This window comes from Pseudomonas matsuisoli (genome assembly GCF_014647635.1).
Classification (GTDB): domain Bacteria; phylum Pseudomonadota; class Gammaproteobacteria; order Pseudomonadales; family Pseudomonadaceae; genus Pseudomonas_P; species Pseudomonas_P matsuisoli.
Genome location: NZ_BMPO01000002.1, coordinates 16,710 through 28,849, shown reverse-complemented (window position 1 = coordinate 28,849; position 12,140 = coordinate 16,710). Strand labels below are relative to the sequence as shown.

Annotated in this window: 8 protein-coding genes and 1 pseudogene; 7 read left to right on the top strand and 2 right to left on the bottom strand. The window is 60.7% G+C overall.

Features of this window, described 5'->3' with window-relative positions; translation table 11 throughout:
- Positions 1-60: 60 nt before the first annotated feature.
- Positions 61-330, top strand: a pseudogene (locus tag IEY47_RS03665) (PAAR domain-containing protein); the annotation flags it as partial.
- 279 nt (positions 331-609) lie between these two features.
- Here IEY47_RS03665 and hrpA read toward each other — a convergent pair.
- Positions 610-4,758, bottom strand: coding sequence for an ATP-dependent RNA helicase HrpA (gene hrpA / locus IEY47_RS03660; RefSeq protein ID WP_188981814.1), 4,149 nt, complete (start codon positions 4,756-4,758; stop codon positions 610-612).
- 326 nt (positions 4,759-5,084) lie between these two features.
- Positions 5,085-6,284: an MFS transporter gene (locus IEY47_RS03655; RefSeq protein WP_188981813.1), complete on the bottom strand. Its 1,200-nt coding sequence runs from the start codon at positions 6,282-6,284 to the stop codon at positions 5,085-5,087.
- A gap of 304 nt (positions 6,285-6,588) precedes the next feature.
- On the opposite strand from IEY47_RS03655, the gene IEY47_RS03650 reads away from it, so the two are divergent.
- The 6 genes from IEY47_RS03650 (at position 6,589) to IEY47_RS03625 (ending at position 12,083) form a co-directional block, all read left to right on the top strand.
- The gene (locus IEY47_RS03650) at positions 6,589-7,647 is read left to right on the top strand and encodes an ABC transporter substrate-binding protein (RefSeq protein ID WP_188981812.1); all 1,059 of its coding nucleotides are present in this window, start codon (positions 6,589-6,591) and stop codon (positions 7,645-7,647) included.
- A gap of 111 nt (positions 7,648-7,758) precedes the next feature.
- On the top strand, positions 7,759-8,565 hold the full coding sequence (locus IEY47_RS03645) for an alkaline phosphatase family protein (RefSeq protein WP_188981811.1): 807 nt from the start codon (positions 7,759-7,761) through the stop codon (positions 8,563-8,565).
- Positions 8,562-9,458, top strand: coding sequence for an ABC transporter permease (locus IEY47_RS03640; RefSeq protein WP_188981810.1), 897 nt, complete (start codon positions 8,562-8,564; stop codon positions 9,456-9,458). The genes IEY47_RS03645 and IEY47_RS03640 overlap by 4 nt, the downstream gene beginning before the upstream one ends.
- Positions 9,448-10,236, top strand: coding sequence for an ABC transporter permease (locus IEY47_RS03635; RefSeq protein WP_188981809.1), 789 nt, complete (start codon positions 9,448-9,450; stop codon positions 10,234-10,236). The genes IEY47_RS03640 and IEY47_RS03635 overlap by 11 nt, the downstream gene beginning before the upstream one ends.
- 210 nt (positions 10,237-10,446) lie before the next feature.
- Positions 10,447-11,430, top strand: a complete 984-nt coding sequence (locus tag IEY47_RS03630) for an ABC transporter ATP-binding protein (protein WP_188981808.1) — start codon at positions 10,447-10,449, stop codon at positions 11,428-11,430.
- Positions 11,430-12,083, top strand: coding sequence for an HAD family hydrolase (locus IEY47_RS03625; protein ID WP_188981807.1), 654 nt, complete (start codon positions 11,430-11,432; stop codon positions 12,081-12,083). The genes IEY47_RS03630 and IEY47_RS03625 overlap by 1 nt, the downstream gene beginning before the upstream one ends.
- The last annotated feature ends 57 nt before the right edge of the window (positions 12,084-12,140 follow it).

Here is a 12,140-nt window from a genome sequence, read left to right as displayed (position 1 = left end):
GTAAAGCGGATCTCAGCGGCTCCCGCGTTACGATCCGCACCTTTCACAAGGAGTGACACCATGAGCGGAAAACCGGCGGCTCGCCAAACAGATCCTACCTCTTGCCCAAAATCCGGCCACGGCAACAACGCCGTCGCCACGGGTTCTCCGAACGTCGTCTTCGAACACCTCCCCGCCGCGCGACTGGGCGACACGACGGCATGTGGCAGCGCCATTGTTTCTGGCGTATCCGCCACCGTCTTCATCAATGGTCAGAATGCAGCAGTGCTGGGAAGCACAGGCACACATGGCGATGTCATCGTGGAGGGGGCTGGGACGGTGCTGATTGGGTGAAGGCCCCGAATCTGGCGCTATGGGGACGCAATCGCGGGCATGGCCCGGTCCCACAGAAAGAGCAGTTTTGTCTTAGCTGAGCGGTGAACGTAGGGTGGAATCCCGCAGGGCTTCCACCGAAAGCCGCGAAAGAATCGTCTGGCGCTGAGGCTTGGGTAAGCGGTGGATTACGCCCACTTCATGGCCAATCCACCGTACGTCTTCCTAGCCCTTGTGGGAGCGGGCCATGCCCGCGACGTGCAGGCTGGGCCTGCACCACAAAAAGCAACCCCTTGCCTACGCTTCTACCTCACTCCACTGCTTGTTCAGTCGCTTGTCCGAGACTGGGACGCGCGTTCCGAGCTGCTGCGCCCAGAGCGAAACGCGATATTCCTCGAGCATCCAGCGATACGCCGTCAAGGCAGGATCGCGTTTGCCCTCCTGCTCGTGCTTGGCACGCCGTGCTTGGTACTGGTCCCAATAGCCCGCCAACTCGCCGGACCAGACACGGTCGCGTTGCAGTTGGGCGGCGATCTTGTCGAAGCGCTGCTCAACCGCTTTGAGATAGCGAGGATATTCGCGCAGCCATTCAGCAGGCGTTTCCCGCACGAACCCCGGATAGACGAGGTGCGCGAGTTGGCTCTTGATGTCATTCAGGGCCACCGCTTGCGCCAAGTCGATCTTGCCCTTGAAGCGTTTCTGCAGCGCATGCCACTGCTTGAGGATGTCGAGCACCAGCCTCGAGAGACGTTCCGCGTGTTCCGTCCACTCACCGCGTTTGCGCTCGGCCAGCGACGCCAGCGCGGCACCATCGCGCGGAAGGCCCTCTTCACCCGCGAGCACGGCGCTGTCAAGGCTGGCCAACAAGATGTCTTCTGCCAACGCATCGACCTTGCCCATGTCGCGATACAGCATGCCCATGTCCGTCAGACCCGGGAGCTTGCCGCGCAGGAACTTGGCCTGTTCGCCCAATTGCTGCAGCAGCAGCCGTTGCAGCGCCCGCCGGTGTTGGAAGGCTGCCTCGGAAGGCGTCGAAAAACGCCCCTCCTTGACGACGCCCCCCTCCTCCACCAACGCCGGGTAGACGGTCATGGAAAGCCCCGCGACCTTTTGCTGTGCCTTCTCAGGTACTTCGTTGAACGCTTTGGCTTCCACCGGTTTTGCGGGAGCGGCCTTCTGCGGAGCCACCGCCAGCGCCGCCTGGCTCTCGCGCGAAAATTGCGCCATGAGGGCAGTAAGGCTGCGCCCTTCGCCCAAATGCTTGCCGTGGGCGTCGACCACTTCGATATTCATCCGCAAATGGCGATCGAGCCCTTCGACGGCGACCGGCCAAGCGTCGTCGGGGATACGCGCCCCTGTCATGCGTTGGAGCTCACGCCCCAGGCTCTCGTAAAGCGAACCTTGACCGAAAGGTATCTTCTCCAACGCGGCGCGCACGAAATCTGGCACCGGAACGAAATTCTTACGCACGGCCTTGGGCAATCCCCGTACGAGCGCGACGCTCTTGTCGTAGAGCAGCCCGGGAACCAGCCATTCCAGACGTTCCGCTGGCAACTGGGGCAACAATGGAGCCGGCACGCGCAAGGTCACCCCATCACGAGGATGGGTCGGTTCGAACTCGTAGGACAACGGCAACTGCAAATCGCCGATATGCAGGCTGTCTGGGTACTGCGAGGCCGTGACCTCGCTGGCTTCCCGCGCGAGGACGTCCTCTTCGCACATGATCAGTAGCTGTGGATTCTTCGCACTTTCGCGCTTGTACCAGTTGTCGAAACTAGAGGTCTGGTAGATGTCGGCGGGAACGTGCTTGTCGTAAAAACCGAACAGCGTTTCTTCGTCTGCCAGAATGTCACGACGGCGAGCCTTGGCTTCCAATTCGTCGAGGGTTTCCAGTAGTCGCTGGTTCGCACCGAGGCATTTGGCGCGGCTGTTGATATCGCCCCGCACCAGCCCTTCGCGAATGAACACTTCCCGCGATGTGGCGGGGTGGATGGGGCCGTAGTGCACCGGCCGCTTGCCCACGATGATGAGCCCGTACAGCGTCACCTGTTCATAGGCCACCACCTGGCCACGTTTCTTCTCCCAATGCGGCTCTAGGTGATTTTTCTTCACCAAATGCGCGGCCAAGGGCTCGATCCAGTCAGGCTCGATCTTCGCGACCATGCGGGCGAACAGCTTGGTGGTTTCCACCAGTTCAGCGGCCATGATCCAATTCGGCTTTTTGCGGCCGATGACGCTGGACGGATGCACCCAGAAGCGGCGTTGGCGCGCGCCGTTGAAGTCGCCCTCTTCGGTTTTCTGGCCGATCTGGCTGAGTAACCCGGACAGAATTGCCTTGTGCACCGCGGCATAACCACGCGCGCGAACCGCCGCTTCGGATTGCTCGGCCTGCTGGCGAGCGATGGCATTGACGCGGGTGTCTTTGGTGGGCGCGAGACGTGGATCCTGTGATTCAGCGGTAGCCGCACCCTCTGGATCGCCCACAAGTGGGCTCCTACGGGGCTCACTTTCTCCTGTAGGAGCCCGGTTGCGGGCGATCGCTTTGGGCGATATTGAGTCGGCAACAGCGGCGCCTTTCCCACTCAACTTCAACTCCCGACACAACAGCGTCAGTTGCCGGTGTGCATCCCGCCACTCCCGCAGCCGTAGGTAATTGAGGAAGTTCTTCTTACACCAGTTACGCAGCGGGTTTGAGCCCAATGCCTGACGCTGCTCTTCGAAGCCGCGCCAAAGGTTGATCAGCGCCGCGAAATCAGAATCCGGATCCTTCCACTGCGCGTGTGCCTGGTCGGCTGCCTGTTGCCGCTCTATCGGGCGCTCGCGGGGGTCCTGCACAGACAATGCGCTGACCACGATAAGGATGTCTTCAAGGCTGCCTTGGCTGACGGCCTCCAGCACCATCCGCCCCAAACGCGGATCGATCGGCAAGCGTGCCAGATGGCGGCCGAGCGGCGTGAGCTGGTTTTCCCGATTGACCGCCGAGAGTTCCTGCAACAGCGTGAAGCCATCGCTGACCGCCTTGCCATCGGGCGGCTCGATGAAGGGAAACGCATCGATACTGCCCAGGCGCAGGTGCAGCATCTGCAGGATGACTGCAGCGAGGTTGGTCCGCAGGATCTCGGGATCGGTGAATTCGGGGCGCCCGACAAAATCTTCTTCGCTGTAGAGCCGGATGCAGATACCCGGCTCCACCCGCCCGCATCGCCCTTTACGCTGGTTCGCGCTGGCCTGGGAAATGGCTTCGATCGGCAACCGCTGCACTTTGGAGCGATAGCTGTAACGGCTGATGCGTGCGGTGCCCGAATCGATCACGTAGCGAATGCCAGGAACGGTCAGCGACGTTTCCGCCACGTTGGTCGCCAGGACCACCTTCCGGCCAGGGCGCGGCTGGAAGATCTTTTGTTGTTCCCCTGGCGTCAGCCGGGCATAGAGCGGCAGCACTTCCGTGAACCGCAGGTTCGCCTTGCGTAACGCATCGGCGGCGTCGCGAATTTCCCGCTCGCCCGGCAAAAATACGAGCACATCGCCCGGACGCTGCCCCACGCTGCGTTCGTGTGCCTCGATTTCTTCGAGCGCAGCAAGAATGCCCTGATCGACCGAGAGGTCGTCCATCAGGGGTTCACCCTCTTCATCCACTTCTGCCGCCAACGGGCGATACCACGTGTCGACCGGATAGGTACGACCTGATACCTCGACGATGGGCGCGTCGGCTCCGCCACCCTCTGGGTGATCGACCCTAAAATGCTTGCTGAAGCGCTCCAGGTCGATCGTCGCCGACGTAATGATGACCTTGAGGTCCGGTCGCCGGGGAAGAAGCGTTTTCAGGTAACCGAGCAGGAAGTCGATGTTGAGCGAACGCTCGTGGGCTTCGTCGACGATGAGGGTGTCGTAGCGCTCGAGGAAGCGGTCATGCTGCGTTTCGGCGAGCAGGATGCCATCCGTCATCAATTTGATAAGGCTGCGTTCGTTGGACTGGTCTTCGAAACGCACTTGATAGCCCACGAGCTCGCCGAGGGGTGTTCCGATTTCTTCGGCGACGCGTGTCGCAACGCTGCGCGCAGCCAGGCGGCGTGGTTGCGTGTGGCCAATTAGCCCGTGCACGCCGCGCCCGAGTTCGAGGCAGATTTTCGGAAGCTGAGTGGTCTTGCCTGAACCCGTTTCGCCTGCGATTACCACAACCTGATGCTTTTCCAGCGCCGCCTTGATTTCATCACGCTTGGCCGCGATGGGCAGCGCGTCGTCGTAACGCATGACAGGCACGCTCTGCCTACGCGCCTCGACTTTTTCACAAGACGCCTGAAAGCGCGCTAGCCACTGCGCCAGCCCCGCGTCGTCAGGTTGCTTCTGCAAATCGTGCAACTGACGACGCAGGCGATGCCGGTCGGCGATCATCGCTTGGTCAAGGTTTTTCAGCAGGGAGGCGATGGCGGGTTTCGAATCGGACATCAGGCTCGACGTATCTCGGCGGAAAAGAGCGGGATTGTCGCAGATTTGGCCCGACGCCACGATGCCGGCGGGCCGAAGCCTGGATCGAACCACCTGGGCTGCGATTAGCTTGTGGGCGATCCGATAGAGGCAGCGACGCTTGAACGATGTTGGTGTCCCCGATATTGATCGCCCACAAGTGGGCTCCTACACGCGCCTCGTGCTCTCACCGCTGCAGCTCAGACACCGCTCTTTGTAGGAGCCAGTTTGCTGGCGATCAGATCGTGCGAACACCTCGGCTCAAGCGACAAAACGTGATCGCCGGCGGCGCTATTTCCAAACGCCCCTTATGTTCTTACCGCGCCTCGGTCCGTTGCGGGGCGGCGGGACAGCATCCACGTCACCAACGCTACCGCGCCGCAGGTAAATCCTGCCGCGCACACGCCCGGCCAACCGAAATGCTGGTAAAGCGCCGCCGACAACAGCGAGCCCAGCGAACCACCGAGGAAATACCCCGTCATGTAGCCGGCATTCAAACGGCTACGGGCTTCGGGGCGCAGTTTGTAGACGACGTTCTGATTGCTGACATGGGAAAGCTGCACCGCCAGATCAAGTACGACCACCCCAATCAGCAATGCTGCCAGCGAGCTTTGCGCGAAGACCAAGGGTAGCCAGGAGGCGGTCAGAAACACGAGACCGATAGTGGTTGCCAGCGTACCTTTGCCTTTGTCGGCCATGCGCCCGGCGACATTCGCTGCCAATGCACCCACTGCGCCCGCCAGCCCAAACAATCCGATCGTGCCATCGGAGTAGCCATAAGGCTCCGACGATAGAAGAAAGGCCAACGGCGTCCAGAAAATCGCAAAGATGGCAAAACCCAGGCCGCCGAGGAACGTTCTCAGCCGGTGGACCGGCTCCTCCTTGAGCAGGGTGAAGACAGAGCGCAAAAGGCCCGGATAGCTCAGCCCTGCGGATTGATGGTAATGCGGTAGCGCAAAACGAAGCGCGACGGCAGTTGCGAGCATCAGGATCGACGCCAAGATATAGACCGTGCGCCAGTCGCCGATCTCGGACAAGGCGCCGGCTACGGTACGTGCGAGCAGGATGCCCAAGATCAATCCACTCATGACCGTACCCACCACTCGTCCACGCTCTTCCGGAGAGGCCAGCGTCGCGGCGAATGGCACCAGCACCTGTGCCACCACCGAAAATAACCCAGTCAGCGTTGTGCCGAGCAACAACCAACCAATGCTGTTGGCGCTGGCACTGATACCGAGCCCAACCGCCGCTACGACGGTCATCGACACGATAAGGCGTCGGCGCTCCAACAAATCTCCCAGCGGTACCAACAGAAGCAAGCCAGCGGCGTAACTCACCTGCGCAGTGGTGACGATGATCCCCGCCTGCGAGAACGACAAACCGAAGCGATCAGCGATCGTGTGCAGCAGCGGTTGGTTGTAGTAGTTGCTTGCCACGGCGATGCCGGTGGCAACGGCCATCAGCAGGACGAGCCAACGGCTCAGGTGATGTGGCGTTTGCTGGGACATTTCGGGTACTCGTAACAGGGCATGTCAGTATCAAGGAAAGAGCCCGGCCGATGAAGCGCTCCTAAACGGGACAGTGCGTTTCTGGGTTGGGCGAACGATGTTCGCCTTCGCGACTAAAGCCGATCGCCGCCCGGTCCCCCTACAGGTACCAGCGTCACCATCGGCGGCTATTTCCATGGAACTGCGCCCAGGCCAACAGGGGCTATGCTTCAGCGCACTGAAACAAAAGTGTCACTGCGGAGTAATAGATTGGCCGGGCGTCGATACGCAAGGTCAATCACTTCACCTGGGAAAGGAGCATCGAATGAAACAGCTGTTTCTGGCTTCACTGTTGGGCATGTCGATCGCTGTCGCGGCGACGGCCAGCGCCACTGAAACGGACCTCGCAGCCCTGGAAAAAGCCGCGCGGGCCGAGGCTGAGGTCAACAGTGTCGGCATGCCTGACAGCTGGGCGAATTGGAAAGGCACCTGGGAAGATCTGGCGACGAAGTATGGCCTCAAGCACATGGACACCGACATGAGCTCGGCGCAGGAAATCGCCAAGTTCGATGCCGAAAAAGACAATGCCACGGCGGACATCGGTGATGTCGGCGCTGCGTTCGGTCCGGTGGCCGTGCAAAAAGGAGTGACGCAACCCTACAAGCCCAGCACCTGGGATCAAATTCCGGGCTGGGCGAAGGACGCCGATGGCCATTGGGCGCTGGCCTACACCGGCACCATCGCGTTCATCGTCAACAAGCAATTAGTGAAGGATGCACCGACCTCCTGGGCCGAGTTGAGGGAAGGCACATACAAAGTCGCCATCGGCGACGTGAGTTCCGCCGCGCAAGCCGTGAACGGCGTGCTGGCCGCCGCTATCGCCAATGGCGGTAACGAGAAGGACATTCAACCGGGCCTGGATTACTTCGCCGACATCGCAGAACAAGGGCGCTTGTCCCTGTCCAACCCCACCATCCAGACGCTCGAGCGTGGTGAAGTGGAAGTCGGCATCGTCTGGGACTTTAATGGCCTTTCCTACCGTGACCAGATCGATCCTGCACGTTTCGATGTGCTCATCCCGTCCGATGGCTCGGTAATGTCCGGCTACACGACCATCATCAACAAGTACGCCAAGCATCCAAACGCCGCCAAACTGGCGCGCGAGTACATTTTCAGCGATGCCGGGCAGATCAATCTGGCCAAGGGTAATGCCCGCCCGATTCGCGCCGAGCACATCGACCTGCCGGCGGATGTCGAGGCGAAGATGATCCCCAACGAACAGTACGCCAAGGCGAAGCCGATCGAAGACGCGGACGCTTGGGAGAAGACCTCCAAAGCGCTGCCGCAGCTGTGGCAGGAAAACGTGTTGATCAATATGCAGTAAGCAGCTCAACCGGATCGCCAGCAAGCTGGCTCCTGCACAGATCACGCTTTTTGTAGGAGCCCACTTGTGGGCGATCGCTCTTCGCTGTGTTCACTCGCGGGCAGCTAACCCATGAAACGAAAGATCATCCTGGTCGTTCTCGACGGCCTCACCCATGCGGTCGCGCGCCACGCGATGGGTCATCTGCACGCCTGGTGTAACGCCAGGCGCGGTGCGTACTACCGTCTCACGTGCGAGCTGCCGGCACTGTCACGCCCACTCTACGAATGCATCCTGACGGGCGTGCCCCCCATCGAAAGCGGCATCGTGCACAACGACGTGGTTAGGCTCAGCCACCACCGCAGCCTCTTCCATATCGCTTGCGAAGCCGGTCTTGTCACAGCAGCGGCGGCTTATCACTGGGTCAGCGAACTCTATAACCGCGCGCCCTTCGATGCCGCTCGCGATCGGTTGACCGATGATGCGAAATTGCCGATCCAACACGGCCTGTTCTACTGGCAGGACCATTACCCGGACTCCCACGTATTCGCGGATGCCGAGGCGTTGCGCACGCGCTATACGCCGGACGTACTGCTGATCCACCCGATGAACATCGATGACGCCGGGCACAAGCACGGTGGGGACTCCGCTCAGTACCGCAATGCCGCACGCATGGCGGACATCTACCTCGCCGAATACCTGCAACGTTGGCATGACGCGGGTTACCAGATCATCGTCACCGCCGATCACGGTATGAACGCTGACCGCTCGCACAACGGCCTGCTCGCTGAGGAGCGCGAGGTGCCGCTGTTCGTCATAGGCGATGCCTTCAGCCTGGATCCGGCCGCCACGCCGCGGCAGACGGACCTGTGCGGCACACTTTGCACAATCCTCGGCGTGGTGCACGAAAAACCCGGTTGCAAGGCACTGCTGGCATGACGGTCAACCCCGCTCCCTCCGACACGACCGCAGCGCTTCCCACCCCCAACCTACCGAAGCCGCGCTCTTCGCGCCGCTGGCTACCGCTGTTGTGCCTGGCGCCGTTCGCCGTGTTTTTCGTGGCGTTTCAGATCGCGCCGCTGTTCTGGGTGGCAATCAACAGTGCGATTGCCGAAGGCGGCTGGAGTCTTGCCAACTACGAGCGCGTGTTTTCATCGCGCTTTTATCGTCAGGCCATGCAGTTCAGTCTGGAAATCACCGTCTGGTCGAGCGTGCTGGGGCTGCTGTTCGCGGTGATAGGCAGCTACTCGCTACGCCAGGTCGATTCGAAAGTACGGGATTTCGTCATGGCATTCTCGAACATGACGAGTAACTTCACAGGCGTACCGCTCGCCTTCGCATTCGTCATCATCCTTGGCTTCAACGGCGCGCTGACGCTGGTGCTCAAGCAATATGGTCTGCTCAGCGACTTCAACCTGTACTCTAAGACTGGCCTGATCGTCGTCTACACCTACTTCCAGATCCCGCTGGGGGTTCTTCTGCTCTACCCCGCGTTCGACGCGTTGCGCGATGACTGGAGAGAGTCGGCGTCATTGCTAGGCGCCAGCGCCCTGCGCTACTGGTGGCACATTGGCTTGCCGGTGCTCACGCCCGCACTGCTGGGCACCTTCGTGATCCTGCTGGCCAATGCGCTGGGTGCCTACGCAACGGTCTACGCGCTGACCACGGGTAATTTCAACGTCATGCCGATCCGTATCGCCGCATTGGTGGCCGGCGATATCAACCTCGATCCAAATCTCGCCAGTGCGTTGTCGATGGTGCTGGTGGGCATGATGGTGGTGTTCACCGCCGCCCATCAGTGGCTGCTGAAGCGGAGCTACCATGTCCACTAAACCCGCCGCGCTGTATCACCGCATTGTGGTTTGGGCGCTCTTCGCCATGTTGCTCTTGCCGTTGCTGGGCACGTTTCTCTATTCGATCTCGACAAGCTGGAGCGCGACCGTACTACCGGACGGCCTCACCCTGAAGTGGTACATCCAGCTCTGGACGGAACCGCGCTTCTTGAATGCCTTTCTGCAATCGATCCTGGTCTGCGTGGGCGCGCTGTTGCTGGCGACCGTGCTGATCTTGCCGCTGTTATTCGTCGTGCATTACCACTTCCCGAAGTTGGACGGGCTGATGAACGTGCTCATCCTGCTGCCGTTCGCGGTGCCGCCGGTCGTGTCGTCAGTGGGGTTATTGCAGCTGTATGGATCAGGCCCGTTGGCCATGACCGGAACGCCTTGGATCCTGGTGGGCTGCTACTTCACTATCGCCCTGCCCTTCATGTATCGCGCCATCACCAATAATTTGCTGGCGATCAATATTCGCGACCTGATGGATGCCGCTCACTTGCTCGGCGCCAGCACCTGGAAGGCGGCGCTGCTCGTCATCCTGCCGAACCTACGCAAGGGGCTGGTGGTTTCGCTGCTGCTGTCGTTTTCCTTTCTCTTCGCCGAATTCGTCTTCGCCAATCTGTTGGTGGGGACACGCTACGAAACGCTGCAGGTGTATTTGAACAACATGCGCAACAGCAGCGGGCATTTCAGCAGCGCGTTGGTGATCTCGTATTTTTTTTTCGTGTTGATGTTTACGTGGATCGCGAATCGGTTAAATCGGGATCGGGGGTGAGGGGATGGTCTGGGGTCTCATGGACAAGCCAGAGATTTGCAGTGGATGTCATGTCCTATTCGCGGGCAAGCGGATCGCCGCCCGGCCCGCTCCTACAAAAGCAACGCGGTCCCCTGTAGGCGCGGGCCGGCCGGCGCTCCGGTTGCTCGCGAATGCGGTGGCCCTAACGCCAAGAAACTATCGGCCTGCGCCCCTTGGAGTCACACATCCATGAGCTTCCTCAGCATTCAGAAACTGGATAAGCGTTATGGCACTACGTCGATCTTCACCGGCATCGATTGCGAGATCGCAAGGGGTGAGTTCGTCACGCTGCTTGGTCCTTCGGGTTGCGGAAAATCGACGTTGCTACGCTGTATCGCGGGCCTCACCGATGTCAGCGGCGGCCGCATTCTTGTCGACGGCCAGGACATCGTGCCGCTGCCGCCACAGAAGCGCGGGATTGGGATGGTCTTTCAGAGCTACGCGTTGTTCCCGAACATGACGGCGGCGCAGAACGTCGCGTTCGGCTTGCGCATGCAGAAGGTCGGCAAAACGGAGTCGGACAAGCGTGTCGTCGATGCGCTGGCTATGGTCGAACTGGGCGAGTTCGCTGCGCGGTACCCGTCGCAACTATCCGGAGGCCAGTGCCAACGGGTTGCCCTCGCCCGCTCGTTGGTTACGCGGCCCCGTTTGCTATTGCTCGATGAGCCGCTATCTGCGCTCGACGCCCGCATCCGCAAGTTGCTACGCGAGCAAATCCGAGGAATCCAACAGGAGCTCGGCTTAACCACGATCTTTGTCACCCACGATCAGGAAGAGGCGTTGACGATGTCCGACCGCATCTTCCTGATGAACGCTGGCCAGATCGTCCAGAGCGGCGATGCCGAAACCCTCTACACCGCGCCTGTCGATGCCTTCGCCGCCGGGTTCATTGGCAACTACAACCTGCTCGATGCATGCGTGGCCGAAGCCTTGCTTCGACGCACGATGACCTGTCGTATCGCGATCCGACCCGAGGCCATCGGCTTCGGTGGAGATATCGACGCCCAAATCAAAGGGCACAGCCTGCTCGGCAATGTCATCCGCTACCGCGTCGAAGCGCGAGGCGTAGAATTGGTGGTCGATGTACTCAACCGCTCGGCCGCCGATTTGCACGCCACCGGCACATTGGTCGGCCTGAGCATCGATGATTCCGCTATTCGCGAGGTTGCCTGATGCCCCTAGCCATTTTCGATCTGGACGAAACCCTCATTGCTGGAGACTGCGCCAGTCTCTGGAGCCAGGAAATGGCGAGACTCGGCTGGGTCGATGGCGAGCGCTTTCTTAAGCACGAAGCACATCTCATGGCGGAATACGCCTTTGGCCGCCTGTCCATGGAAGACTACATGGCGTTTACCCTCGAACCCCTGGTGGGACGTACGCTGGAGGAAGTGGAGTACGTGGTCGGGCCATTCGTCGAGGACACTATCGAACCCCTCATCCATGGCGACGCCATGCGCTGTGTGGCTGAACATCGCGCAAAAGGCGATCGCATCCTCATTATTTCCGCCTCGCCCGCGTTTCTGGTCAGCGCCATTGCCGAACGGCTGGGCATCGACGAAGTGCTGGCGATCGAAATCGAGGTGAAGCACGGCATGATCACCGGCCGTACGGAGGGTGTACTGACGTATCGCGAAGGCAAGGTCAGCCGCTTGGAAGACTGGCTTCGAGCCCGCGACGAACACCTCGAAGGCGCGTACTTCTACTCGGACTCACGCAACGATCTGCCATTGCTGAATCGCGTCAACCAGCCCCGTGCGGTCAATCCTGATCCGGTGCTACGCGAGCATGCCGAAGCCCATGCCTGGCCGATCTTGAGTTGGCATTGAGCCTTCCTGGCACGCGCGACCGGACGTTGCCGACCGCGCAGGCGAAGCCGGCCGCCC

Bases quoted from the DNA above. Each gene is read 5' to 3' on its own strand.
- IEY47_RS03650 (WP_188981812.1), top strand. From the start codon at position 6,589: ATGAAACAGCTGTTTCTGGCTTCACTGTTGGGCATGTCGATCGCTGTC.
- IEY47_RS03635 (WP_188981809.1), top strand. From the start codon at position 9,448: ATGTCCACTAAACCCGCCGCGCTGTATCACCGCATTGTGGTTTGGGCG.
- IEY47_RS03655 (WP_188981813.1), bottom strand. From the start codon at position 6,284: ATGTCCCAGCAAACGCCACATCACCTGAGCCGTTGGCTCGTCCTGCTG.
- IEY47_RS03645 (WP_188981811.1), top strand. From the start codon at position 7,759: ATGAAACGAAAGATCATCCTGGTCGTTCTCGACGGCCTCACCCATGCG.
- hrpA (WP_188981814.1), bottom strand. From the start codon at position 4,758: ATGTCCGATTCGAAACCCGCCATCGCCTCCCTGCTGAAAAACCTTGAC.
- IEY47_RS03640 (WP_188981810.1), top strand. From the start codon at position 8,562: ATGACGGTCAACCCCGCTCCCTCCGACACGACCGCAGCGCTTCCCACC.
- IEY47_RS03625 (WP_188981807.1), top strand. From the start codon at position 11,430: ATGCCCCTAGCCATTTTCGATCTGGACGAAACCCTCATTGCTGGAGAC.
- IEY47_RS03630 (WP_188981808.1), top strand. From the start codon at position 10,447: ATGAGCTTCCTCAGCATTCAGAAACTGGATAAGCGTTATGGCACTACG.